Below are 24,582 nucleotides of genomic sequence, written 5' to 3'. Positions count from 1 at the left end.
AGAGGGCCTGGAACACACTGTTCTGGGTTCTTTTAGAAACTACTACTAGAGGAAAGATGTTAAAAAAACTATTTCAACAAGTCATTCGTTTCTTTACAAGATTGTTTTCTTCGCACAGAAAGCCCTTTGAATTTCCTAAAGGATCGAAGAAACCACCCATCAGACCGATTATCTTTGTACCTGGGAGTTCAGCCAGTATCCAGCGATTCAACGGAACCATCCGCATGCTCCATCGCTTTTCTAGAAAAAAGCAAAGTCTCTTAAAAATAAAGGTCAATAAAGATGATTCTATAGAGATGGAAGGAAGACTAAATACAAAAGAGCCAAACCCTATGATTGTGATTGGCTTTGAGAATAATCGAGATGGCTACAGCAATATCAAGCAGCAAATCGAATCCCTTAAAATTGCTTTAACCTATCTTCTTGATCACTATCATTTTACTGAGTTTAAGGCAGTGGGTCACTCTAATGGTGGACTGGTTTTGACTGGTTTATTGGAAAGTGGCTTTTTAGAGAAAAAGAAGGTGACCGTGAGCAAGCTGGTTATTATTGGTAGTCCTTACCAATTCAATCAAGAAATGTATGACGATTTTCAAAAATGGAAGCATCGATTAGATAAAGAAGTAGAGGTCCTTAACTTTGTCGGTAGCTTTGCTGGAAAATCAGATGGCATCGTCCCTCTTTCTAGCGCACAAGCAGCACAATCTATTTTTGACAATCAGGCCTATACAGAAGTGAATTTAAATGGTCGTAAGGCTCATCATTCAGCTTTACCCACTAATCCAGATCTAGTAAAACAATTAAGTCTGTTTTTGAATCTATAATTAAATTACATAATTTCGGTTATGTAATTTTTATTTGTCTCTTGCAATCCTTAAGTAAATATGGTACATTTTTGGTAACGATTACATATACTTAAGGAGGATTTTATGAAAGATCCCAAATTATTAGAAACAATGAAAGATTACAAGGGGCGGGATGAGGTTCCCGCAGATTTTGATGCTTTTTGGGATCAAGTCCTAGCAAAAATTACTGAACTGCCTGAATACAAGCTCGAAGAACGAGATTTCAGCATTCCAAATGAGATTTGTTATGAATTAACCTTTAAAGGAACACGAGATGGACTTGTTTATGCGCGGGTTGTTCTCCCAAAAACGGATCAAAAAGTTCCCGTTATTTTCCATTTTCATGGCTATATGGGACGTTGTTGGGATTGGGCTGATATGTTAGCTTATACAGTAGCCGGCTATGGTGTTGTGTCTATGGACGTGAGAGGGCAGTCAGGCTATTCAACCGACGGAGATCGCTCACCACTTGGAAATACGGTTAAAGGACAGATTATCCGCGGAGCCGTGGAAGGTCCGGATGAGCTCTTTTATAAGGATGTCTATTTAGATCTTTACCAGTTAATTGAAATTGTAGCCAGCCTCCCTCAAGTAGACGACAGCAAACTTGCCAGCTACGGAGCATCTCAAGGCGGTGCCCTTGCTCTGGTTGCTGCTGGATTAAATCCCCGAATCCAACGAACAGTCGCCATTTATCCATTCTTATCGGATTTCAGACGGGTATTAGAGATCGGAAATACCAGTGAGGCCTATGACGAGCTTTTCCGTTATTTCAAGTTCCATGATCCATTCCATGAAACGGAAGATCGTTTGATGCAGACTTTGGCCTATATTGATGTGAAAAATTTTGCCCATCGTATCAAAGGACAGGTTCACATGATTACAGGTCTAGATGATGATGTCTGTTATCCTGAAACGCAGTTTGCCATTTATAATCGATTAGAAGGTCCAAAAGAGCATTTAATCATGCCAGAATATGCCCACGAAGCTATGAATGTTCAAGTCAATGATCGAGTCTATAATTGGCTCTGTGGTAGCAAGATTCCATTTCGATATGTAGAAAAATAAGTTAGAAAAGAAAAACAATCAGTAAATCCATGAGATTTGCTGATTGTTTTGTGTTTAAAAGGGATCTAGTATAGATAGGGATACAAAAACAGTCCTATAGAACCCCTATAACATCTTTCCGAAAAACTATAATTTTCTTGAAAAATATATCTGGCTATGCTATACTACTAGTATAGAAAGATTTGGAGAAAAACATGAAACGCGAGATCTTATTAGAACGTATCGATAAACTCAAACAAGTCATGCCCTGGTATGTATTGGAATATTACCAATCAAAATTGGCCGTTCCATACAGTTTTACAACCTTGTACGAATACTTAAAGGAATACGATCGATTTTTCACCTGGGTCTTGGAATCTGGTATATCGGATGCTGACACCATGGCCGAGATCCCCTTAGACGTTCTGGAGCACATGACCAAGAAAGACATGGAGTCCTTTATTCTTTACCTACGTGAACGTCCTCTGCTTAATGCTAACACAACTAAAAATGGAGTTTCTCAAACGACAATAAACCGTACCCTTTCTGCACTTTCCAGTCTCTATAAATACTTGACTGAGGAGGTTGAGAATGAGCAAGGGGAACCTTATTTCTACCGTAATGTCATGAAGAAGGTTGCTACCAAAAAAAAGAAAGAAACTTTGGCTGCTCGAGCTGAGAATATCAAGCAAAAACTCTTTTTAGGAGATGAAACAGAAGGTTTCCTAAACTATATCGACCAGGAGTACCCTCAAACACTCTCAAATCGCGCCTTATCCTCCTTTAATAAGAATAAAGAGCGAGATTTAGCCATTATCGCACTCCTTCTTGCCTCTGGTGTCCGTCTCTCTGAAGCAGTCAACTTGGACCTTCGTGACCTCAATCTTAAGATGATGGTCATTGACGTCACTCGAAAAGGTGGAAAACGAGACTCAGTCAATGTTGCTGCCTTTGCTAAGCCTTATCTCGAGCAATATCTTGCTATTCGAGACAAACGTTACAAGACAGAAAAGACTGATACAGCTTTATTCTTAACCTTGTATCGAGGTGTTCCAAACCGGATTGATGCTTCTAGTGTTGAAAAAATGGTGGCCAAGTATTCAGAAGACTTCAAAGTCCGCGTGACGCCCCATAAACTACGCCATACATTAGCAACGCGTCTCTATGATGCAACCAAATCACAAGTTTTGGTCAGCCACCAGCTGGGACATGCTAGCACACAAGTTACCGACTTATATACCCATATTGTCAATGACGAACAAAAGAATGCCTTGGATAGTTTATAAGATTACATAACGGAAGTTATGTAAAATGTATTCTATTAGAAAAAGAGCGTAGATTTTTATATGGAATCTTACGCTCTTTTATTCTTTCTATAAAAATTCAATCCAATAATTACGGTGTGGTTCAATAATGACTGGTTTTCCCCAAAATGATTTTAGATAAGCCAGGTTTGCAGGGGTGACCGGTCTTTTTTCACCATTGTACTTCTCTGCACTCTCTTCTGTTAAAAAGCATTTCACTGCTTCATATGGTGTTCCGTCACTCGCTATTCGATCAATTCCTAAATAAGCAATTTCATCACCGGCCTTCGGAAAATCTGTAAATAGTTTACCAATAAAATAAACCGTCTTATCTTTCATTAATTCATAAGCCTTACTATTTTCCAGTCTGTTATTCGCTGCAGCGTACATAATACAAAAACTATCCACAATATCTTTCAAAGGCATTAATTCTTCTTTGCTGACTATAATTTCGTCGGGAGCAAGTCCACCAATGATTAAATTTTGATAATGAGGTTGCTGGATGATATTATCTAAAGCCATTCCTAATGGTAGTTGGACAGCTTGATAGCCTAATGGTTCGAGCTCTTGCTTTTTCTGGTCAAGGTGTTCTTGTGTAATACTGACATTCAAATCATAAGGACTTGAAGATTGTTGCTTTCTAAAAAAAGCCACGACTATACGATCTAACTGTTCAAATAGACCAAGATTTTTCACTGGAACTCTCATCATCGAATATAATCCCCTTTTGTGTTCAGATTTCCTCTATATTGTACACTCATAGTTTTCGAATATCAAGTTTAAGATAAAAGAGGCTGGGACAAAAGTCCTAGCCTCTTAATTGTCTTTTGATTGTCGAGCAAGACGCAGTAGTTGAGTGGACTCTACTACGCTGATTTCATAAGCTTTTACAGCCCTACTCAACTGTGCGGAGGTGGGACGACGAAATCGAATTCTAACGAATTACCGATTTCTGTCCCACTCTCTTTTACTTTATTCCACCACAGCCTCGGCAATTTCTTCTGCAGTGATTCCTGCGAAGTAACGGCCTAGGTTAATGGTTTGTAGGGCTTTAAGAACATCTTCGCGTTCGTATTTTACACCACGAAGGACATCTTCTACTGCTGCAACATCTTCGATACCAAAGAAGTCTCCATAAATCTTGATGTCTTGGATCTTTGACTCGATAACGTTAGCAAAGATTTCAACCTTACCGCTTGGGAATTTTGTTCCACGACGGACGTTATACTCTGGTGATTTACCATAGTTCCAATCCCATGTCCCAAACTTAGTATCTTTAATACGGTTGATTTCAGCCAATTCTTCATCTGAGAAGACATATTCTGTCATTTCAGGATATTCTTTTTTCATGTAGTCCAAAAGTAGGTCACGGAACTCTTCAACAGTGATCTTTTCTGGCAACTCATCGATGATATTGGTCACACGAGCACGGACTGATTTAACCCCTTTAGACTCAAACTTATCTTTAGACACTTTAAGTGCGTTAGCTAGGACTGACAAATCCACGTCAAAGAGAAGACAACCATGGTGCATGATCCGTCCATTGATATAGGCTTGGGCATTGCCACAGAATTTCTTACCGTCGATTTCCAAGTCGTTACGGCCTGTAAATTCAGCTTTAACACCAAGTTCAGCCAAGGTGTTGATCACTGGAGTTGAAAAGCTCTTGAAGTCAAAGGCCTTGTTTTCATCTTCTTTTGAAATAATGGTGTAGTTAAGGTTGTTCAAATCATGGTAAACAGCTCCACCACCACTGATCCGACGGACCACTTCAATTCCATGCTCCCGAACGTAGTCACGGTTGATCTCTTCAATGGTATTTTGGTGACGACCTACAATGATAGATGGTTTGTTGATCCAAAGAAGGAAGATTTGATCCTCGTCCAAAAGGTGTTTAAAAGCATATTCCTCTAAAGCAATATTAAAAGCAGTGTCGTTTGAATGATTGATAATGTATTTCATAAGATACCTTCTAATACGATAGAGACTGGAAAATAATTCCAGTCTAGTCTATCTATTTTTATTTTTTCTTAGGTGAATGGATGGCCATTCCAAGTACATCCGCAAAAGCTTCGTACATTACTTCTGAGAAGGTTGGGTGACCATGAATGGTCTTGAGCATTTCTTCTACAGTGATTTCCATCTCAATGATGGTAGAAGCTTCGTTGATCAATTCAGCTGCTGCTGGACCAATGATGTGAACCCCAAGAACTTCACCGTATTTCTTGTCTGCAATGACTTTAACAAAGCCTTGAGCCGCGTCTGATGCAATGGCACGACCGTTCGCCGCAAAGTTAAACTTACCGATTTGAACATCGTATTTCTCACGAGCTTGTTCTTCTGTCAAACCAACAGCCGCAACTTCTGGAAGGGTGTAGATGGCTGCAGGAGTCAAGTTCAATTTGGCAACAGCATGATTTCCCTTAAGGGCATTTTCAGCTGCCACTTCACCCATACGGAAGGCAGCGTGAGCCAGCATCTTAGTACCGTTGATATCGCCTGGCGCATAGATGCCTGGAACAGATGTTTCCATGTATTCATTGACCTTGATCCGTCCACGATCCAATTCAAACTCGACTTCACCGATTCCTTCAAGATCTGGAACACGACCGATTGAAAGAAGGGCTTTATTGGCGATGATATCGTCTTTTCCTTCAACCTTGATACGAAGTTTGCCATCTTCTTCAATGATTTCTTGGAGTTTCGTATCGGTCAAGATTGTCATACCTTTACGTTCAAGGATTAAACGAAGGTTCTTAGATACTTCAGCATCCATAGCTGGAACGATACGGTCCATCATTTCGATAACTGTAACTTTTGAACCGAAGGTCATGAAGGCTTGACCAAGCTCGATACCGACAACCCCACCACCAATGATTACGAGACTTTCAGGTACTTCATTCATTTCAAGAATATCATCACTGGTCATGACAAGGGATGATTCCATACCTGGAACGTTAATCTTGCTGACTTTTGAACCACCAGCAAGGATGATCTTCTTCGTTTCAAGCAATTCAGAACCATTGACCAAGACATTCTTATCTTTCGTAATGGTACCGATACCCTTGTGAACATCCACTCCGTAGCTGCGAAGAAGACCCGCAACACCACCGACGAGGGTATTTACGACCTTGTTCTTGGTTTCAAGAACCTTATCCATATCTACTGAGAAACTTGGATTTTCAATGATAATACCACGGTTGGCCGCATGTCCGATATTTTCGATAATTTCAGCGTTGTGGAGGTAAGTCTTAGTTGGGATACATCCGCGGTTCAAGCACGTTCCACCAAGTTCAGATTTCTCAACAAGAGCAACCTTACCACCTAATTGAGCTGCTTTAATAGCAGATACGTAACCAGCAGGACCACCACCAATCACTACGATATCATAAGCGTCATCGCTCTTATTGTCATCGTTTGAAGCACTTGCTGCAGCTGGTGCTGGGCTTGCTTCTGGTGCTACTGCTCCAGCTGTAGGGATATTTTCCCCTTCTTCACCAAGATAACCGATTACTTCTGTTACAGGAACAGTTTCTCCATCCCCTTTCAGGATAGCGATCAAGTAACCGTCTTCTTCCGCTTCCAACTCCATGCTGACTTTGTCTGTCATGATTTCAAGGAGAACTTCTCCTTCTTTTACAAATTCGCCGACTTTCTTATTCCACTGAACGATTTGTCCTTCGGTCATATCTACGCCGGCTTTTGGCATAATTACTTCTAAGGCCATTTTATTTCCCTCTTTTTCTTGTTTCTATTCTCTCTCGTTGATTAGACCAACATTGAAATCGGGTCTTCAATCAAGGCTTTCAAGTCTTTCATGAATTTGGCACCAGCCATTCCATCGACAACGCGGTGGTCAATGGTCAAGCCCAAGCTCATGATTGGACGAATGACAATTTCACCATTCACAACAACTGGTTTTTCAACCGTTGCGCTAACTCCAAGGATAGCAGAGTTTGGTTGGTTGATAATCGGTCCAAATGATTGAACGCCAAACATCCCCAAGTTACTGATGGTGAAGGTTGAGTTTTGCAATTCACTTGGAGCAAGCTTACCATCCAAGGTACGTCCGATAACATCCTTGAAGGATACAACTAACTCTGACAAGGTCATCTTTTCAGCATTGTAGACAACTGGAGTCATGAGTCCATTGTCCATCCCAACTGCCATTGCCAAATTGACATAGTTGTGAGTGATGATGGTTTTGCCATCTTCCGTCAATGACGCATTGATGTATGGGTGTTTCATCAAGGTCTTAACCACTGCTAGAGAAAGCAAATCTGTTACAGTGACTTTTTTGCCAGTTGCTTCCATGATTGGATCCAATACTTTCTTACGAAGGGCCAACATTTGAGACATATCAACGTCATAGTTCAAAGTAAAGGTTGGTGCTGTCAAGTAAGATTCCACCATCCGTTGAGCGATCACCTTGCGCATTGGTGTCATCGGAATCCGCTCGATCTCACCATAAGGTGTCACATTATCTGGAGCTTCCTCCACCTTCTCGATTTCAGCAGGTGACTTAATGGTCTCATTCTCAATATTTTCAGGAAGGAAAGCAAGAACGTCCTTCTTCATGATCTTACCACGATGACCAGTTCCTTGAATCTCTTGCCAAGCAATATTGTGTTCTAAAGCAATTCGTTTTGCAAGTGGTGAAATGCGAACCACATTTGTGTCTTTATAGGTTTCCACGTCTTCTTTGTGGACACGACCGTTTGCGCCTGAACCAGAAACATCATAGAGGTTGATCCCAAGATCATCCGCTAATTTTCTAGCCGCAGGAGTCGCTCTTAGCTTATCATCAGCCATGACCTCTCCTATTCTATTTATGATGCAAAGGGCGTTTAAAAGCGACCGAAAAATAGGAAATCAACGCAGACTTCGATGAAGTCAAGGAGATTTATCTTTTTTCCGAGCTTTTAGCCCGTGATCTAATCTAAGATATTAAGGACGCAGAGAACTTTGTACCTAAAAAGATACAAAGTTTCCTCGTCTAATTTAAATGACATTACATAATTTATGTTATGTATTATTCTTTGTTATATGTTTTACGAATGGCATCTTTGATGCTTTCAACTGTTGGAATCATTGCATTTTCAAGGTTTTGTGCGTAAGGCATTGGCACATCTTCCCCCGCACAACGGCGGATTGGTGCATCCAAGTAATCAAATGCTTCTGATTCAGAAATGATAGCTGAAATTTCACCGATATAGCCACTTGTTTTATGAGCATCATTGACAAGGACTACTTTTCCTGTTTTCTTGACAGAGTTAATGATGATTTCTTTATCAAGCGGAACCAAAGTTCGTGGGTCTACTACTTCTACTGAAATGCCTTCTTCAGCCAATTCTTCAGCTGCTTGCATCACGCGACGAAGCATTTTTCCGTAGGTTACAACAGTGACATCCGTTCCTTCACGTTTGATTTCGCCGACACCAAGTGGAATGGTATAATCAGGATCTACAGGCACTTCACCCTTTTGGTTGAATTCTGATTTATATTCAAGAATGATCACTGGGTTGTTGTCACGGATAGAAGACTTGAGAAGTCCTTTCATATCAGCTGGAGTTCCTGGAGCAACAACTTTTAAACCAGGAATATGGGTAAACCATGATTCCAAAGATTGGGAGTGTTGAGCTGCAGATCCAACTCCGTTACCAGCTGCACAACGGACAGTCATCGGCACCTGCCCTTTTCCACCAAACATGTAGCGAGTCTTAGCAGCTTGGTTGACGATAGCATCCATGGCAATCACCGAGAAATCCATGAAGGTCATATCAACGATTGGACGAAGTCCGGTCATGGCTACTCCAGCTGCTGTACCTGAGATAGCAGCCTCAGAAATCGGACAATCACGAACACGTTCTGGACCGAATTCCTCTAGCATTCCTACGGAAGTTCCGAAGTCTCCACCGAAAACTCCGACATCTTCCCCCATCAACAATACATTTTCGTCGCGACGCATTTCCTCAGACATAGCAAGGATAATGGTATCGCGGAAAGACATTAATTTTGTTTCCATAATTCTCAACTCCCCCTTAGTCTGCGTAAATATCTTCGAAAGCTGATTCGAGTGGAGGGAATGGGCTTTCTTCCGCAAATTTCACTGAAGCTTCAACTGCTTCTTTCACTTCTTCTTGAATCTTATCCAATTCTTCTGCACTCGCAATTTCATTTTCAAGGAGATACTTGCGAAGGTTTTCAATCGGATCTTTTTTCTTCCACTCTTCGACTTCTTCACGGGTCCGGTATTTACCAGGGTCAGATGAAGAGTGACCAAGCCAACGATAGGTGACACTTTCAATCAAGACAGGTCCTTTACCAGAGCGGACGTGTTCAACAGCTTTTTGGAATCCTTCATAGACATCGATAACGTTATTTCCATCAGGAATAAACATTCCAGGAATGCCGTAAGCAGCACTACGTTCGTGGATATGCTGGATATTGGTCATTTTCTTGATGTCAGCAGAGATTCCATAACCGTTATTGATACAGTAGAAAATTACTGGAAGATTCCAAATAGAAGCCATATTCACCGCTTCGTGGAAGACACCTTCATTGGTTGCACCATCGCCAAAGAAGCAGACGACAATCTTACCAGTCTTTTTCATTTGTTGAGTAAGGGCAGCACCTACTGCAATTCCCATACCACCACCAACGATCCCGTTCGCACCAAGGTTACCAGCATCGAGGTCAGCGATATGCATGGAGCCACCCTTCCCTTTACAAGTACCCGTATACTTACCAAGGATTTCAGCCATCATGCCATTTAAATCGATTCCTTTAGCAATGGCTTGTCCGTGTCCACGGTGGTTAGATGTCAGCAAATCATCGTCGTTTAAAGCCAACATCGCTCCAACGTTAGCCGCTTCTTCCCCAACAGAAAAGTGCGTCATTCCTGGCACTTTCCCTTTTTTTACTAACTGTGCAATTTTTAAGTCCATGCGACGGATTTCTTCCATTTTACGGAACATTTCCAATAAGAGACTTTTATCTAATGTTGCCATCATTTCGCCTTTCTTAGCATTTATTCATTCTCTTTCATTCTAGCCAAAAATGAAAGCACTGTCAAAAATAATGCTCAAATGATTTCACAAACTATATACCTTGGAGGAAGGTTTTATAAGCATTTTCAACTTAAAATAAACTATTTCACAAACTTTTCTTTCATGAGATTGCATTAAAATATAAAAAACCAATAGGATCCTATCCTACCGGTCGTTATCTTATGATTGGCGTTGACCAAAGTCATGAATCATTTGTTCTAATACTTCACGACTAGGCGTTGTTAACATGTAAAGGTAATCACCTTGAAGCTCAGCAAAGGCTGCAGGCATATCTTTCTTGACACGGAATTGATCATGGTATTTAGCCAAAACTTCTTCTTCTGACAGAGCATAGGCTGCATTGGCACGGCGAGAAGTCGCCAAGCAATAAAGAGGCTCAAATTCAGAAGTTGGGAAAGGTTCTCCGGCTACAATAGCTGCATAACCTCGGTACAAGTCGATGGAATGAGCATAATTGTAGACATCGATCGTAAAGCCACCTGCTGGACGATTATTGTACTCGATTGCAATATAGTCATCCCCATCACGGAAGAACTCAATGTGGAAGAAACGTTCCTTCATGCCAAAGGCTTTCACAATCGCTTCCCCATACTGACGCAATTTTGGATCCATCTCTTTGAGGACATAATAAGAATTGTCCATTTTGTAGAGCATTAAATCAAGTGGCGTATAGGCATAGTCAAAAGTAGTTGAGAAGACAATGTTACCATCGCGATCGACCAGACCATCGAAGGTACAAATCTCGCTAGAAGTGACGAATTTCTCAAAGAAGTACTCCGTATGTCCATCCCATTCTGCTTTAAAATGATCGACATCTTCTGGTGTTTCAAGTTTAAAGGTCGCTGCTGCACCTACTCCATTATCAGGCTTGGCAATCAATGGCAACCCAATCTTCTTCACAGCCTTGTCGATATCTTTTTCTGCTTTTACCACAGCACCAGGAACGACAGGAACTCCTGCTTTCTTGAAGAGTTTTTTCATTTCTGATTTAAACTTGGTTTTCTTCAAATCTTTAGGCTTAGCCCCGAAGACATTAAATTGCTCACGAAGTGCCGCATCCAATTCCAACCAGTATTCATTGTGAGACTCGATGCGATCGATTGGGCCGTGTTTATAGAACAGAAAGGCTGCTGCACGCTTCACTTCATCTAAGTCTTCCATATTTTCTACACGGAAATACTCTGTCAAACTATTGCGCAAAGGCTCATCTAACTGTTCGTACGGCTCTTGACCAATCCCCAAGACAGTGATTCCTTTGTTTGCTAGTTCAATGGTGAATTGTTGGAAATTTTGTGGATAATAAGGTGAAATAACAAGATAATTCATAGAGGTCTCCTCCCTTTTTGACTTATAGATACATTTGTCCTAAGAAATATGGCATTTGCTTGCGCCACCAGTCCCAATCATGGGCTACATCGTGTCCCCATTCAGCAAACCAAGCAGGGATATTTTTGTGGTCAAAGGCTTCTTTCAGTTTGTAGAAAGATGGTAGACCATCTTGTTCCCAAGCTCCAAGACCGGTACAAACGACAATTTCCGCCTGACGGTAACGGTCGATAAACCAGCCATCATTTTGATGCCAAATGTAATCAGATGGAGAGTTTTGGTAAATCGCTTCATCCCCACCAAATTCACCAACAAAGAAACGAGCATCATAGATACCACTCAAGGCTACAACTTTGTTAAAAACATCCGGATGTTGCAAGAAGAAATTAAGGGCGTGGTAGGCACCCATAGAACAACCAGTCGTCATCATCGGATCAAACCAGCCAGTTTTGTGCTTAATGAAAGGAATGGCTTCTTCAATCACGTAGCGTTCATAGGCCCGATGCATTTCTGCACGGTCGTGAGGGTTTTTCCAATTACAAAGCCAGCTTTCACTATCGACACTTGAAAGGGTGAAAAATTGAACCCGTCCTTCTTCGATAAACTGAGCACAGGCATCAATCATACCAAAGTCATAGTACTCATTATGGCTTCCACCTGATGAAGCGAAGACCACTACAGGAATCCCTGCATGTCCATAACGGTTTAGATACATTTCTCGGTTCAGTTGGCCACTCCAGTGGCTAAGATGTTCAATATTCATAGGTTCCCTCTTTCCTTTATTTCTTTATTTACAGTCTATTAATCCCAATTTTCAGCCAAAAAGCGAAGGCATTCAGGTAAATGTTCAGCCCAAGCTTCTTCATGGTGAATCGCACCGGATTGAATCCGAATGGCAATATTTTCTAAAGCAACTCCTTGTTGGATAACGTCGTGATAATAACGAAGGGATGAATCAATATAGGCTTGCTTGATATTTCCCGCCATCAGCGTTTTATCTGTATCATCCGCCTCTTCAGTCCCTACATAGATGTAGATCCGTTGATCTGCATATAATTTTTTGCGTTCGATATAATGATTGAAGGCATCTTGGTGTAGCCAGTTAGCAGATGAAATGACCCCTAAACAACCAATTTGATCTTGGTACTCTAAGCCCAAGAATTGGGTAATATTCCCACCCAAGGAAGATCCAATCATGGCCGTATGTTCTCGATCAGCAAGAGTCCGGTATTCTTGGTCGATAAAAGGTTTCACCACCTCCATGACAAATTCGCCGTACTCAACTCCCTTGCCACCAAATTGCATGCCAGGAATATTGGATTCCTTGTACTTCCAGGCAGAGTATTCATTCATGCGTTGGAAACCATCATTATCGATCGCAACAACAATCATGCGACTAATATCGGGATTCCGCTTAATGGCTGGAATGACTTTCCAGGAATGACCCGCATAAGCTTCCTTGCTGTACAAAACGTTTTGTCCATCGTGGAAATAAACCACAGGGTAACGTCTATCTGTATCCGTTTCATAATTCTTAGGTAATAAGACTCGCACACGACGGAGTTTTCCGGTATAAGGCACTTTCAACTCGTGTGTCTTCATATCTAAATAAAAATAGGATTTGTTCATTGTCAGAAAACTCTCTATATTCTAAATTTTATTCATTATACCATTTTTAGAAGAAAAAGTCTGGATTTTCTCCAAACTTTTTCCTTTCTTGGGTTATTTTTCCATAAACTGAGCCAAATCTTGTAAAGAACGTTCGGCAATTTTCTCATAACGTTCCTTTTTATCCCGAATGCGTGGTCCTTCTAGCTCTTTGATAATCCCGAAGTTGACATTCATGGGTTGGAAATGCTTGCTATCTGCATGGGTGATATAGTGAGCCAGGCTTCCGATAGCTGTCGTTTCAGGGAAAATCGCTGCTTCTTCTCCTTTGAAAAGGCGAGCGGCATTGATTCCAGCTACCAAACCTGAGGCCGCTGACTCAACATAGCCTTCTACACCTGTCATTTGACCTGCAAAGAAGAGATTTGGTTGTTTCTTCGAGCGGTAGGTTTGTTCCAGCAGATTTGGAGAATCCATGTAGGAATTGCGGTGCATGACGCCGTATCTGACAAACTCCGCATGTTCCAAACCTGGAATCATTTGGAAGACCCGTTTTTGTTCGCCCCATTTAAGGTGAGTTTGGAAGCCGACGATATTGTAGAGGCTGGCAGCCGCATTGTCTTGGCGCAACTGAACGACTGCGTAGGGTGTCTTAAACTCCCCATCACGTGGCCCTTTGTAATCATCTGGATACTCGAGTCCAACTGGTTTCATAGGGCCATAGAGCATGGTTTTGATACCACGTTTGGCCATGACTTCAATGGGCATACAGCCTTCGAAATACTTTTCTTTTTCAAAAGAGTTGAGCGGGGCTTCTTCAGCATTGACCAAGGCCTCGTGGAAGTCCATAAACTCTTGCTTGGTCATTGGGCAGTTGAGATAAGCTGCTTCTCCCTTGTCATAGCGTGACTTGAGATAGACCTTGTTCATATCGACAGTATTGACATCGATGATTGGAGCTGCTGCATCATAAAAATAGAAACCATCGCCACCATTAAGGGCGTGAATCTTTTCTGCCAAGGCATCGCTGGTTAGAGGCCCCGTTGCGACCACTGTGATGGCATCTGTCGGCAATTCCGTAATTTCATCACGAATGACTTCGATGAGCGGATGTTGGGACACCTTCTCCGTCACCCGGCTAGCAAAACCTTCTCGGTCCACAGCAAGTGCTCCACCGGCTGGTACACGAGTCGCTTCCGCTGCTTCAAGGATGACAGAACCCAGACGACGCATTTCTTCTTTGAGGAGCCCGACAGCATTGGTGAGAGAATCCCCACGAAGAGAGTTGGAACACACTAACTCAGCAAAGTTGTCTGTTTTGTGTTGCGGAGTGGATTTGACTCCACGCATTTCATAAAGCTTGACCGGAATTCCCTGTTGGGCAATCTGGTAAGCTGCTTCCGAGCCTGCAAGGCCCGCACCGATCACATTGATATAAGATTGAGACATGACACTAATACCTCTTTGGGTATCAAACCACCTCACTGAACTGTTAGACACCCACAAATCTTTCTAATTTTCTACTTGGTCCATTATACCAAAAAGCCAAGTAAAAAGACAGGGAGGCTTTTCCTTCCTGTCTTAGACTTTACTATTTATTTTCTTATAGACACAACCAAGCTGCTAAGAGGGCAGATAGGATACTGAACAAGGACCCGATCAAGTAATACTCCGCAAAGGCTGGATCCTCCGAAATTTTATTGTAGCGAGCGATGGACTTGGCAGTAAAGACTAGGCCGATAGAAGCAAATTGCCCATAGATGAGACAGGCACCAATCACCAAACGCTCTAAAAAGCCAATCATGGAACCAGCCCCAGTGATCGTATCCATTTTCTTCTTGCTGGTGGGTTGATACTTGGCAAACAGAATTTTAAAGGCAATATTGCTTGGTTTCCCAACTAGGAGAACATAAAAAATTAGATTTAAAGTGTCCAGAGGCAGATAGGTCGAACCATTCTTCGCTCCTAAAAGGACTAGACAGCTAATGATGCTGACATGCAAGACTTGATCCAAGGCAAAGGTCCAGGCGGTTGGTAATTTCAAACCATTCTGCACGATCGGTTTTAAGAAATCTATTGCGGCATGGCTCAGTAAAATGACCAAGCAAATCCACCACAAATCTAGATGACAGAAGGAAACGACGATCAGAGGCAGAGCTACATATAGAATGTGAAGCCCTAGCACCTTCTTATCCTGATCCTTGCGATCCGCCATCTTTTGGCTTTGAAAATAATAATCTGATAGTAAATGACAAATTAACAAGAGGATCAAGTATGGATTCGTTACGATACTAGACAATCCGCTCATGGGCCTCTCCTTTCTCTAAGCTTTGAATACAAGCTAGTGCTGCTGCTCGTCCCCGTAAATAAACACGAATACTGCTACTCTTTAAGCGCTTGGACAGGGCGCTTGGGTTAATGGCTAACGATTGGGCCAAATCCTGCTGGCTAAAGCTTTCACTATAGACAGATCTCTTTAAAAGATCAAGCAGGATCTCCTCCTGACTCTCTCGCCAACCCGAACGTATGGCCTCTCCGGAAGCGATGAGCGCATTCACCACCGAGTCCTTGCTGTCATTACCGCTCAAAAAATAGATCTGGGTGTTGCCATAATCATTTTTCTGATGGACCAGATTTATAGCTGCACGAGCATTCCAATAGGCTGGTCCATCTGCACCGATACTTTGCAGGGGATCGATATCCGTTACAATTTCTCCAAGGCCAATGCCGAAACGAAGTTGAGTTGGCTTTAGTTCTGAACGCAGGGTATCGATAATTTGAAAAACCGGAGCATCCATTTTTAAAAGCGCCTGAAATTCATCGCCCAAAGTTAAGGTAAAAGACGATGCTAGATAGTCTTTAAAAAGCTCATTGATCTTTTGAAGCGTTTTTTCTAACTGTTTTTGCAGGTCAAAACGTTCTTGTACGGTTTTGGAATCAATGACATCTGCAATCAAAGCAAGATACATATGCTCACCTCCTTGTGTCTATTATAACGAAAAAAACGATAAATGTCTATTATAACAGACATTTATAAAAATTGCTGTTATAATAGACATTTAATAACTTATTTCACTTTTTCTTCTTCGTAGTCGCCATTGCTACATACGACTTGTTTGCCGCCACCACGAACTTTTTTCTCAACTAAGTAGTGGCCACATTTTGGACAATCCCTACCGATCGGTTTATCCCAAGAGGTAAATTCACACTCTGGATAGCGATTGCATCCATAGAAGATACGGTTGCGCTTGGTTTTGCGTTCGATGATTTGTCCCTGATGACAGTCAGGACACTCCACACCGATTTCTTTGACAATGGCCTGGGTATGACGACAATCTGGGAAATTGCTACAAGCATAGAACTTTCCAAAACGTCCTAATTTAATCACCATCGGGCTTCCACAAACTTCACAATCAAAACCAGCTGGTTCGTCTTTAATTTGGATTTTTTCCATCTCTTCTTCAGCCTTTGCGACCTCTTTAGAAAATGGTTTGTAGAAAGCATCGATGACTTTTTGCCACTCTTCTTTTCCAAGTTCGACATCATCGAGTTTACCTTCCATCTCTGCTGTGAAGGTCACATTAACGATATCTGGGAAAAATTCAACAATCAGTTTATTAACGATCTCCCCTAATTCCGTTGGTTCAAAGCGTTTGGCTACCAGCTTCACATAATAGCGTTTTTGAATGGTCTCAATCGTCGGAGCATAGGTTGAAGGACGACCAACCCCATTTTCTTCTAAGGTCTTAATCAAGGTTGCTTCAGAATATCGAGCAGGTGGTTGGGTAAAGTGTTGCTCCGGCTTGCTATTGACCTGCTTGACGATATCGCCTTCTACCATGTCCGGCAACATCTTGTTTTTGTCTGAATCATTATAAATCGCCAAATAACCGTCAAACTTTACCTGACTCCCATTCGCTGTATATTGAACCCCATTTTGACCTAAACGGACATTCATAGTATCAAAGACAGCTGCCGTCATCTGGCTAGCGACAAAACGATTCCAAATCAAGGTGTAGAGTTTCAATTGGTCTTTGTCCAAGTATTTAGCAATGCTCTCAGGAGTATTGAAGACGCTAGACGGACGAATCGCTTCGTGGGCATCTTGGGCACCAGAAGCATTCTTCACACGGCTTCCATGCTTAGAATATTTATCACCGAAGCGATCTACGATAAAGTTCGCTGCCTCATTTTGCGCAACTGGACTGATCCGTGTAGAATCGGTACGCATATAGGTAATCAAACCTTGAACACCAGAGCCAATATTGATTCCTTCGTACAATTGCTGCGCTACCATCATGGTCTTGCGTGTACGGAAGTTGATCTTATTGGCAGCATCCATCTGCATAGAAGAGGTTGTGTATGGAAGTGGCGCATTCCGACGACGTTCTTTCTTTTCAACTTTTTCAACGGTAAAATCTTTGCCATCTAAGCGTTCAAGAACAGCTTTCACCTCTTCATTGGTGTTGAGCTTCATCTTCTTACCATCAATCCCATAGAAGCTGGCTTGGAATTGCTTGGTCCCTTTTTTAAAGACGCCATCAATGGTCCAATATTCTTCCGGCTTGAAATCATTGATTTCATTTTCACGATCAATGATTAATTTGAGGGCAACAGATTGCACGCGCCCTGCAGAAAGTCCTTTTTTGACCTTTTTCCAAAGAATAGGCGAAATGGAATACCCTACAATCCGGTCCAAGACACGACGGGCTTGTTGGGCATCGACCAAGTCCATATCGATTTGGCGCGGTTCTTTAAAGGCATTTTTGACTGCATCCTTGGTGATTTCGTTAAAGACCACGCGGTTCTTTTCTTTGGCATCCAAGTTCAAAATATGCGCTAAATGCCAAGAAATAGCTTCTCCTTCTCGGTCCGGGTCACTTGCGAGAAAGACTTGTTTGGCTTTTTTAGCTTCTTTTTTTAAATCATTGATCAAGGGACCTTTTCCACGAATATTGATATACTCCGGTTCATAGTTATTGTCGAAGTCAATCGACATGGTTGATTTTTTCAGGTCCCGAATATGGCCAACACTAGCCATGACTTTGTAGTTACGACCAAGGTATTTCTCGATTGTTTTGGCCTTAGCAGGAGACTCCACAATCACCAAATTTTTCTTGGTTGTACTGCTTTTCTTTTTTGTTACCACGTTTTATCCCTCTGTATTGTATAAATCTCATTGAGTTTAATACATTTTAAGAAAGATGTCAACTAGGAACTTCTCCTATAGGAAAATCACAATTCGTATTTCAATTCATCAAGAATGTCCTGGCCTGAGGTGACAAGCTTTGCACCTTCTTGAATCAGATGATGGCAGCCTGCAGATTTTCCATCTAAAATATTTCCTGGAATAGCAAAAACGTCTCGGCCTTCTTCCATAGCACGCTCACAAGTAATCAAACTCCCTGAACGGAGTCGCGCCTCTGCCACAATCACTGCCTGACAGAGACCTGCAATGATGCGATTTCTCTCAGGAAAATGAAACTTAAGTGGGGCCTGCCCTGGACCATACTCGCTCAAGATCAGATGGTTTTCCCCCATATGTGCCTGCAGTCTTTGATTGCTTTTAGGATAAAAGACATCCAGTCCCGTTCCTATCACTCCGATGGTCTTGCCACCATTTCGTATACTGGCATAATGAGCTGTCGCATCAATTCCCTTAGCAAGTCCACTAACGATGACCAGTTCATTTCCAAGTTCTTTAATAATCTTCTCTACAGATCGCACCCCTTCTCGCGTCGTTTCCCGAGCTCCTACGACTGCAATCTTCGGTTTGGTTAACAGCTCCAAATCTCCTTGGTAAAAAAGGAGTACAGGAGGATTGTAGATCTGTAGCAATTCCTCCGGGTATTCAGGATCAAAAATGGATAGAGATGGGAACCGTTCAAACTCCTTGTGTAAATGCTCTTCATCCAGCTGCCGGTATTTGTCTACAAAATGAATAATACTGCGACAGCGAGCGATCCTTGCTATCTCTTCTAAGCTTGGTAAGGCTTGGTCTTTCCTACAGTAGTCCAAAACTCTCAAGACTTGCTCATTTGATAAACCAGCTTCTTTTAATTTAAAGATTTCAAATTTCTCCATGGTCACCTTCTACTTCCTCTCACTTATTTATTCGAAAAAGAATGGAAAAAAAGCTCTATTTCTAGAACTTTTTTTGATATGTAGAAGAATAAAAGTAAGATGCGGCACCAATCAAGTTGCTTTCATTATGGAAGCGAGCCGCTTGGATCGGCAAGGCCTCAAATTGTTTATGCCCTTTTTGAGAGAGTAGGTTATGGTATTGTCGACTGATCTCATCGATCAGTAGCGGTTGGCTACTAATGCCCCCTCCAATTGTCACCTTCTCAAGCAGGAGCAATGATTGAAGATTAAAAATCAGAATAGCAATATCATGACAATACTCCCGAAACAAGGATTTCAGCTCCTCATGGCCTCCTTGATCAAGAGCCTTGAAAACGGCTATACCATCTGCCTTTTCTAGGTTTAAGATGTGACTAGCCTTCTCAACAAATTGAACAGCTGAACCGGTGTTTTCCAAAAGATTGGAAATACCTTGCAAAAAGAGTCCGCGATGAAAGCGGCGATTTTCTGGTGTTCTTTCTGCCTTATCAATAGTCCGAATGTATTCTGTCAGTTGCCATCCTCTCAATAGATCACCGTTAGAAAGAAGAGCAAGGCCGACTCCTGTCCCTAAGACCAAGGTCGCACCGCAAGAACAATCTTTTAGATTGCCAAGCCTTGCTTCCGCTAGACCAGCAGCTTCTCCATCATTAAGAACGGTGACGGGTACTTGAAATGTTTGTTGCAATCTACTAGCTAGAGGAATGCCTCGCAAATATGGAATGAGACCACCTCGAAAGACAAAGCCAAGGCTCTTTTGGATCTCACCAGGGCATGAAATGGCGATTCCCTCGATTTCTTCCCGTACAGGAGCAACGATTCCTTCTAATCCTTGCCAAAAGTCCTCAATCGTAGATGGTGTTGGGATCTTGTCTGTACGGATCAATTGATAGTCTGCATCCATCAGACCGTACTTTATAAAGGTCCCTCCGATATCGATGGTAAATAGCATAGCCTAATCCTCACACATTGATTTGACGGGTTCAAATGAACGCCGATGGATAGGAGTCACTCCCAGCTTGTCGAGGCCAGCCAGATGGTTAGCCGTCCCATAGCCAGCGTTCTGCGTAAAATCATAACCCGGATATTCGCAATCAAACTCTTCCATCATCTGATCCCGAGTCACCTTGGCTACGATGGATGCTGCAGCAATGGATAAGGAGTTGGCATCCCCTTTGATGATACTAGTTTGGGGAATAGGAAGATCCAACTTCATGGCATCAATCAAAAGATGCTGGGGTTGAGGCTCTAACTGACCAATGGCCTCCATCATGGCTAGCTTCGTAGCTTCATAGATATTAACCTGATCAATCACTTGATTGTCCTTGATGCCGATTCCGATCACAATGGCGTTTTGGAGCACAGCCTCATAGATTTCTTTGTGTTTGGATTTTGGAATCTTTTTACTATCGTTGAGTCCCGGAATTTTACAAGCTTTCGGCAAGATCACGGCAGCTGCAACAACTGGACCCGCTAATGGGCCGCGTCCCACTTCATCCACACCTGCAATAAGATCAATCCCTTGAGCATAAAGTTCTTTCTCATAGGCTAGCATTTTTTCCAAACGCAAGTCTTCATCCACTTGTTTTTGGAGTTCGCGTTTTCGTTTGCTGATAGCCGCTTGAACCCCCGCTCGACCATCAAGGATCAATTCTTCAAATAAGGGATGATCTAGATCGTCAATCGTTGCCAAACGCTCTTTGATTTCTTTAATCGTTGGCATCTATTTCACCTACACGATCAAGGGAATAGCGTCCCAAACGACCATCACGTACATCCTTGACAAACAAACTGTAAAAACGGTCGTAATCCTCTCGAAATCCTAATTTCTGGGTCATTTCCATAATGATTTCAGGAGCTTCTTGTTCCAGATCCATTTGTTTAAAACGTTCCTGCAAAACAGCTGGATAGTGCTTTTTGAAATAGTTAAGACCAAAGATGGTCACTTCATCCATTGGAAGCAACTGGTCTTTGATGGCACCTGTTAAAGCGAGCTTTAAGGCCACTTCTTCATCTTCAAACTTGGGCCAGAGAATCCCAGGAGTATCCAAGATTTCAAGGTCTTTGTTGGTTTTCAACCACTGTTGCCCCTTGGTCACCCCTGGTTTATTCCCAACAACAGCAATCTTTTTCCCTGCTAAGCGGTTCATCAAAGTTGATTTCCCGGCATTAGGAATTCCGATGATCATGGTCCGAAGGGTTTCAATCTGAATTCCCCGTTCCTTTTGACGGGCAATTTTATCGGCCATCAAGCTCTTAGCAGCATCTGTGACCTTCTTAACCGTAGATTGCTCTTTGGAGTTGATAGCCAAGGTTTTGATGCCTTGAGACTCAAAATAGTCCTGCCATTCTTTTGTTGCTACAGGATCTGCCAAGTCTACCTTGTTCAAAATCATTAATTTAGGCTTATCACCAACAATTTTCGTTAACATAGGATTTTGGCTTGATAGGGGTAAACGAGCATCTACCAGAACCGTCACAAAATCCACAAATTTTAAATTTTCTTGTACTTGTCTTCTAGCTTTGGACATGTGTCCAGGAAACCATTGTATAGTTGCCATGTTCTCCATTCCTTTCCAGTTCAATCTCTTCTATTATACCATGTTTTCTGAAATCACTGTGATTAAGAAAAATACTAAAAAAGAAGCTACCTAAGTAACTTCTATTTTATATTCTAGCGAATTTGCTCAAAATGCAAATGCACGGCGATATGATCACCATAGCCGCTCCGTTCCAAATCACGTTGCAAGCGATAAGAAATATAGTGTTCAGCAATGGTAATATAACCAGCACCAAGTAAACGGTGCTCAACCATTGACTGGATCATGCTGATCGTCGCACGTTCCACTTTAGCTTCTTCCAAATCCATCACAACTTTCTTGGTCACTTGCGCCAAGTTTTGGCGAAGATCATCCGTCAAGACATAAACTGTTTGTGCTGCCTTCAAAACAGCTTGATAGATTTTATCTGGGTCAAATTCTACAACTTCACCACTACGTTTAATGACTTCCATCTTATTCTCCTTGATCATCAATATACTTCTATTATCTTAATAAATAGGGGATTTGTCAAGAATCTAAGACATCAATAATCCGGACGAAGAACTCCCGTAATGATTTCTTTGGTCGCGTGGTAATCCCCATCCACTACAACCTTGATAATGCGCTTCGCTTCCTCAGCAGGAGCTGGCACTAATGGTAAACGAGTTGGCCCCGCTTCAAAGCCCATATAGTTTAAAACAGCTTTGACAGGAGCTGGACTCGGATAAGAAAAGAGAGCATTGACTTTAGGGATAAATTGACGTTGGATGGCTGCAGCTTTTTTTATATCGTTGTGCTCAATGGCTTGGAACATCTCATACATCTCATCTCCATTTGTATGAGAGGCTACTGAGATCACCCCATCAGCTCCAAGGTTCATAGCATGGAAAGCATCTCCATCTTCCCCTGTATAGACGAGAAATTCTTCGGGCTTGTGTTCAATCAAGTAGGCCATATTAGCCAGGGTTGTACACTCTTTTACCCCAATGATATTTGGGTGTTCTGCCAAACGAAGCATGGTTTCTGGTGTCATTTCGACAACCACTCGCCCTGGAATATTGTAGATAATAATCGGAAGATTAGATGCATCCGCAATCGCTTTAAAGTGTTGATACATTCCTTCTTGGGATGGTTTGTTGTAGTAAGGGACGATAGCCAATCCTGCTGCAAAGCCACCAAAAGCATCCACTTCTTTAACGAACTCAATCGAGTCGCGGGTTTCATTGGTTCCGACACCAGCGATCAAAGGAACTCGACCATTGACAATCTTTTGAACAGCCGCAAAGAGTTGCAATTCCTCATCGTGGGTCAGAGTTGGACTTTCCGCAGTCGTTCCAGCTAAGAGAATCCCGTCTGTATGATGAGCCAAGAGGTGCTCGATCAAGTCAGGAAGAGCATCAAAATTAATGCTCCCATCTTCATGGAAGGGGGTGATAAATGCAGTGATGATTTTACAATCTTTTAAATCATTATAAGACATAGAAAAACCTTTCTCTATATAAGAAAGAGGCTGGGGTCTGCTTGCCTTTGCCTCATGACCTGTTCATAAAAACAAGTTGATTCGTTAGAAAGCTGAGGAAGAAATCAAACTCTTCGAGTTGCTGATTTCTGTTTCGCTCCCTACTTCAACTCAAATTTCAACTCAGCTGTTGGACGTACAAGTCCACGTTCGTGAAGAGTTTCTGCGATTTGGACTGAGTTCCAAGCAGCTCCTTTAAGAAGGTTATCTGAAACAACCCACATGTGGATTCCTTTTTCAGCATCCAAGTCTTTACGAATCCGTCCAACGAAGGTATCGCGTGATCCGACCGCATTAACGGCTTGTGGGTAGACTTGGTGAGCAACATCGTCTTCAAGAACTGCACCTGGGAATTCTGCAATAGCAGCTTTCACTTCATCAATTGGTGCCACTTCTTTTGTTTCAATGTAGACTGACTCTGAGTGAGCTGACAAGACTGGAATCCGCACACAAGTTGCTGACACGGCAATGCTATCGTCTTCCATAATTTTCTTAGTCTCGTTTGTCATCTTCATTTCTTCGTAAGTATAGTCATTTTCTGTGAAGACGTCAATTTGTGGAAGAGCGTTGAAAGCAATTGGGTAATGTTTTTTATCACCACCTGAAGGCAAGATTTCAGCTTTGACATCGCGTGGGTTGACCCCATCATTCAAGACTTCCTTCAACTCACGTTGGGTTTCAAGAATAGCTCCCATACCGGCACCTGAAACAGCTTGGTAAGTAGATACGATGATACGGTCCAAGCCCCATTTTTGACGAACTGGCTCAAGAGCGACCATCATTTGGATTGTTGAACAGTTTGGACAAGAGATGATTCCGTTGTGAGCATCAAGAGCATGTGCATTCACTTCAGGAACTACCAATGGGACATCCGGATTTTGACGGAAATAAGAAGTGTTATCAACCACTACTGCGCCTGCTTTCACCGCATAAGGTGCATATTTGGCAGATGTTGAACCACCAGCTGAGAAAAGAGCAATATCAACGCCTTCAAAAGCATCTTCAGTCGTTTCCTCAATGGTCACGTCTTGCCCTTTAAATTGCAAGACTTTTCCTGCAGAACGTGCTGACGCAAGGTAGCGAATTTTATCGATTGGAAGAGTAGATTCTTCCAACATTTTGATCATTTGAGCACCAACGGCACCTGTAGCACCGACAACAGCAACTGTGTATCCCATAGTAAATCCTCTTTCAAAATTT

24 protein-coding genes are annotated in these 24,582 nt (G+C 42.1%); 4 read left to right on the top strand and 20 right to left on the bottom strand.

Annotated elements, in window-relative coordinates:
* Positions 1 to 56 precede the first annotated feature (56 nt).
* The 3 genes from SM122_RS01830 to xerS all read left to right on the top strand — a co-directional run bounded on the left by SM122_RS01830 (position 57) and on the right by xerS (position 3,178).
* The gene (locus SM122_RS01830) at positions 57 to 824 is read left to right on the top strand and encodes an alpha/beta hydrolase (protein WP_155169226.1); all 768 of its coding nucleotides are present in this window, start codon (positions 57 to 59) and stop codon (positions 822 to 824) included.
* Between the two features lie 105 nt (positions 825 to 929).
* Positions 930 to 1,913 (top strand): acetylxylan esterase, encoded by a 984-nt coding sequence (locus SM122_RS01825; protein WP_272157659.1) that lies wholly within the window; start codon positions 930 to 932, stop codon positions 1,911 to 1,913.
* Between the two features lie 194 nt (positions 1,914 to 2,107).
* Positions 2,108 to 3,178 (top strand): tyrosine recombinase XerS, encoded by a 1,071-nt coding sequence (gene xerS, locus SM122_RS01820; RefSeq protein WP_003001539.1) that lies wholly within the window; start codon positions 2,108 to 2,110, stop codon positions 3,176 to 3,178.
* An 87-nt stretch (positions 3,179 to 3,265) separates the two neighbouring features.
* Here xerS and SM122_RS01815 read toward each other — a convergent pair whose 3' ends face one another.
* Entirely contained in the window at positions 3,266 to 3,907 is a 642-nt protein-coding gene (locus tag SM122_RS01815) for a hypothetical protein (protein WP_155124882.1), read from the bottom strand.
* A gap of 141 nt (positions 3,908 to 4,048) precedes the next feature.
* On the opposite strand from SM122_RS01815, the gene SM122_RS01810 reads away from it, so the two are divergent.
* The gene (locus SM122_RS01810) at positions 4,049 to 4,228 is read left to right on the top strand and encodes a hypothetical protein (protein ID WP_223345122.1); all 180 of its coding nucleotides are present in this window, start codon (positions 4,049 to 4,051) and stop codon (positions 4,226 to 4,228) included.
* Here the strand turns inward: SM122_RS01810 and SM122_RS01805 are convergent.
* From SM122_RS01805 to SM122_RS01715, 19 genes are all read right to left on the bottom strand, one after another.
* Positions 4,169 to 5,158, bottom strand: a complete 990-nt coding sequence (locus tag SM122_RS01805) for a lipoate--protein ligase (protein WP_003007373.1) — start codon at positions 5,156 to 5,158, stop codon at positions 4,169 to 4,171. The genes SM122_RS01810 and SM122_RS01805 overlap by 60 nt on opposite strands.
* 58 nt (positions 5,159 to 5,216) lie before the next feature.
* Positions 5,217 to 6,923 carry a dihydrolipoyl dehydrogenase gene (gene lpdA / locus SM122_RS01800; protein ID WP_195327378.1) on the bottom strand — a complete coding sequence of 569 codons (1,707 nt, stop codon included), beginning with the start codon at positions 6,921 to 6,923 and terminating at the stop codon, positions 5,217 to 5,219.
* Between the two features lie 41 nt (positions 6,924 to 6,964).
* Positions 6,965 to 8,008, bottom strand: coding sequence for a dihydrolipoamide acetyltransferase (locus SM122_RS01795; RefSeq protein WP_049492858.1), 1,044 nt, complete (start codon positions 8,006 to 8,008; stop codon positions 6,965 to 6,967).
* A gap of 220 nt (positions 8,009 to 8,228) precedes the next feature.
* Positions 8,229 to 9,221 (bottom strand): alpha-ketoacid dehydrogenase subunit beta, encoded by a 993-nt coding sequence (locus SM122_RS01790; RefSeq protein WP_155169770.1) that lies wholly within the window; start codon positions 9,219 to 9,221, stop codon positions 8,229 to 8,231.
* Between the two features lie 16 nt (positions 9,222 to 9,237).
* Positions 9,238 to 10,206, bottom strand: coding sequence for a thiamine pyrophosphate-dependent dehydrogenase E1 component subunit alpha (locus SM122_RS01785; RefSeq protein WP_037608368.1), 969 nt, complete (start codon positions 10,204 to 10,206; stop codon positions 9,238 to 9,240).
* Between the two features lie 219 nt (positions 10,207 to 10,425).
* Complete coding sequence (locus tag SM122_RS01780; protein ID WP_195327380.1) at positions 10,426 to 11,592, bottom strand: ATP-grasp domain-containing protein; 1,167 nt, start codon at positions 11,590 to 11,592, stop codon at positions 10,426 to 10,428.
* 22 nt (positions 11,593 to 11,614) lie between these two features.
* Entirely contained in the window at positions 11,615 to 12,355 is a 741-nt protein-coding gene (locus SM122_RS01775; protein WP_126404226.1) for an esterase family protein, read from the bottom strand.
* 38 nt (positions 12,356 to 12,393) lie between these two features.
* Entirely contained in the window at positions 12,394 to 13,221 is an 828-nt protein-coding gene (locus tag SM122_RS01770) for an alpha/beta hydrolase (RefSeq protein WP_195327382.1), read from the bottom strand.
* 93 nt (positions 13,222 to 13,314) lie between these two features.
* Complete coding sequence (gene trmFO, locus SM122_RS01765) at positions 13,315 to 14,649, bottom strand: methylenetetrahydrofolate--tRNA-(uracil(54)-C(5))-methyltransferase (FADH(2)-oxidizing) TrmFO (RefSeq protein WP_031573201.1); 1,335 nt, start codon at positions 14,647 to 14,649, stop codon at positions 13,315 to 13,317.
* A 154-nt stretch (positions 14,650 to 14,803) separates the two neighbouring features.
* On the bottom strand, positions 14,804 to 15,508 hold the full coding sequence (locus SM122_RS01760; protein ID WP_195327384.1) for a DUF3307 domain-containing protein: 705 nt from the start codon (positions 15,506 to 15,508) through the stop codon (positions 14,804 to 14,806).
* A complete protein-coding gene (locus tag SM122_RS01755) occupies positions 15,492 to 16,169 on the bottom strand; it encodes a SatD family protein (RefSeq protein WP_003007400.1) in 678 nt (225 codons plus the stop codon). Before SM122_RS01755 ends, SM122_RS01760 begins: the two co-directional genes overlap by 17 nt.
* 98 nt (positions 16,170 to 16,267) lie before the next feature.
* Positions 16,268 to 18,349: a type I DNA topoisomerase gene (gene topA, locus SM122_RS01750; protein ID WP_195327387.1), complete on the bottom strand. Its 2,082-nt coding sequence runs from the start codon at positions 18,347 to 18,349 to the stop codon at positions 16,268 to 16,270.
* Between the two features lie 86 nt (positions 18,350 to 18,435).
* The gene (gene dprA, locus SM122_RS01745) at positions 18,436 to 19,284 is read right to left on the bottom strand and encodes a DNA-processing protein DprA (protein ID WP_023918173.1); all 849 of its coding nucleotides are present in this window, start codon (positions 19,282 to 19,284) and stop codon (positions 18,436 to 18,438) included.
* Positions 19,285 to 19,345: 61 nt separating this feature from the next.
* Positions 19,346 to 20,275, bottom strand: a complete 930-nt coding sequence (locus SM122_RS01740) for an ROK family protein (protein WP_129299244.1) — start codon at positions 20,273 to 20,275, stop codon at positions 19,346 to 19,348.
* A 3-nt stretch (positions 20,276 to 20,278) separates the two neighbouring features.
* Entirely contained in the window at positions 20,279 to 21,046 is a 768-nt protein-coding gene (locus tag SM122_RS01735; protein ID WP_324737744.1) for a ribonuclease HII, read from the bottom strand.
* Positions 21,033 to 21,884, bottom strand: a complete 852-nt coding sequence (gene ylqF / locus SM122_RS01730; RefSeq protein ID WP_023918177.1) for a ribosome biogenesis GTPase YlqF — start codon at positions 21,882 to 21,884, stop codon at positions 21,033 to 21,035. Before ylqF ends, SM122_RS01735 begins: the two co-directional genes overlap by 14 nt.
* Before the next feature lie 113 nt (positions 21,885 to 21,997).
* A complete protein-coding gene (locus SM122_RS01725; RefSeq protein ID WP_006597242.1) occupies positions 21,998 to 22,336 on the bottom strand; it encodes an ATP cone domain-containing protein in 339 nt (112 codons plus the stop codon).
* Between the two features lie 71 nt (positions 22,337 to 22,407).
* Positions 22,408 to 23,343 (bottom strand): 4-hydroxy-tetrahydrodipicolinate synthase, encoded by a 936-nt coding sequence (gene dapA / locus SM122_RS01720; protein WP_031573180.1) that lies wholly within the window; start codon positions 23,341 to 23,343, stop codon positions 22,408 to 22,410.
* Between the two features lie 140 nt (positions 23,344 to 23,483).
* Positions 23,484 to 24,560 carry an aspartate-semialdehyde dehydrogenase gene (locus SM122_RS01715; protein ID WP_031573177.1) on the bottom strand — a complete coding sequence of 359 codons (1,077 nt, stop codon included), beginning with the start codon at positions 24,558 to 24,560 and terminating at the stop codon, positions 23,484 to 23,486.
* Between the last annotated feature and the right edge of the window lie 22 nt (positions 24,561 to 24,582).

It is taken from the genome of Streptococcus gingivalis, assembly GCF_035544715.1.
In the GTDB taxonomy this organism is placed as follows: domain Bacteria; phylum Bacillota; class Bacilli; order Lactobacillales; family Streptococcaceae; genus Streptococcus; species Streptococcus gingivalis.
Note: the sequence above shows the minus strand (reverse complement) of the source record. Positions and strands in the feature narration are given on the sequence as shown.

Coding starts and splice junctions, on each gene's coding strand:
- SM122_RS01755 (WP_003007400.1), bottom strand. CDS start 16,169: ATGTATCTTGCTTTGATTGCAGATGTCATTGATTCCAAAACCGTACAA.
- SM122_RS01790 (WP_155169770.1), bottom strand. CDS start 9,221: ATGGAAACAAAATTAATGTCTTTCCGCGATACCATTATCCTTGCTATG.
- SM122_RS01770 (WP_195327382.1), bottom strand. CDS start 13,221: ATGAACAAATCCTATTTTTATTTAGATATGAAGACACACGAGTTGAAA.
- SM122_RS01735 (WP_324737744.1), bottom strand. CDS start 21,046: ATGCCAACGATTAAAGAAATCAAAGAGCGTTTGGCAACGATTGACGAT.
- dapA (WP_031573180.1), bottom strand. CDS start 23,343: ATGTCTTATAATGATTTAAAAGATTGTAAAATCATCACTGCATTTATC.
- SM122_RS01775 (WP_126404226.1), bottom strand. CDS start 12,355: ATGAATATTGAACATCTTAGCCACTGGAGTGGCCAACTGAACCGAGAA.
- ylqF (WP_023918177.1), bottom strand. CDS start 21,884: ATGGCAACTATACAATGGTTTCCTGGACACATGTCCAAAGCTAGAAGA.
- SM122_RS01805 (WP_003007373.1), bottom strand. CDS start 5,158: ATGAAATACATTATCAATCATTCAAACGACACTGCTTTTAATATTGCT.
- SM122_RS01740 (WP_129299244.1), bottom strand. CDS start 20,275: ATGCTATTTACCATCGATATCGGAGGGACCTTTATAAAGTACGGTCTG.
- SM122_RS01830 (WP_155169226.1), top strand. CDS start 57: ATGTTAAAAAAACTATTTCAACAAGTCATTCGTTTCTTTACAAGATTG.
- SM122_RS01780 (WP_195327380.1), bottom strand. CDS start 11,592: ATGAATTATCTTGTTATTTCACCTTATTATCCACAAAATTTCCAACAA.
- lpdA (WP_195327378.1), bottom strand. CDS start 6,923: ATGGCCTTAGAAGTAATTATGCCAAAAGCCGGCGTAGATATGACCGAA.
- SM122_RS01785 (WP_037608368.1), bottom strand. CDS start 10,206: ATGGCAACATTAGATAAAAGTCTCTTATTGGAAATGTTCCGTAAAATG.
- dprA (WP_023918173.1), bottom strand. CDS start 19,284: ATGGAGAAATTTGAAATCTTTAAATTAAAAGAAGCTGGTTTATCAAAT.
- SM122_RS01815 (WP_155124882.1), bottom strand. CDS start 3,907: ATGATGAGAGTTCCAGTGAAAAATCTTGGTCTATTTGAACAGTTAGAT.
- xerS (WP_003001539.1), top strand. CDS start 2,108: ATGAAACGCGAGATCTTATTAGAACGTATCGATAAACTCAAACAAGTC.
- SM122_RS01760 (WP_195327384.1), bottom strand. CDS start 15,508: ATGAGCGGATTGTCTAGTATCGTAACGAATCCATACTTGATCCTCTTG.
- SM122_RS01715 (WP_031573177.1), bottom strand. CDS start 24,560: ATGGGATACACAGTTGCTGTTGTCGGTGCTACAGGTGCCGTTGGTGCT.
- SM122_RS01725 (WP_006597242.1), bottom strand. CDS start 22,336: ATGGAAGTCATTAAACGTAGTGGTGAAGTTGTAGAATTTGACCCAGAT.
- SM122_RS01825 (WP_272157659.1), top strand. CDS start 930: ATGAAAGATCCCAAATTATTAGAAACAATGAAAGATTACAAGGGGCGG.
- trmFO (WP_031573201.1), bottom strand. CDS start 14,649: ATGTCTCAATCTTATATCAATGTGATCGGTGCGGGCCTTGCAGGCTCG.
- SM122_RS01795 (WP_049492858.1), bottom strand. CDS start 8,008: ATGGCTGATGATAAGCTAAGAGCGACTCCTGCGGCTAGAAAATTAGCG.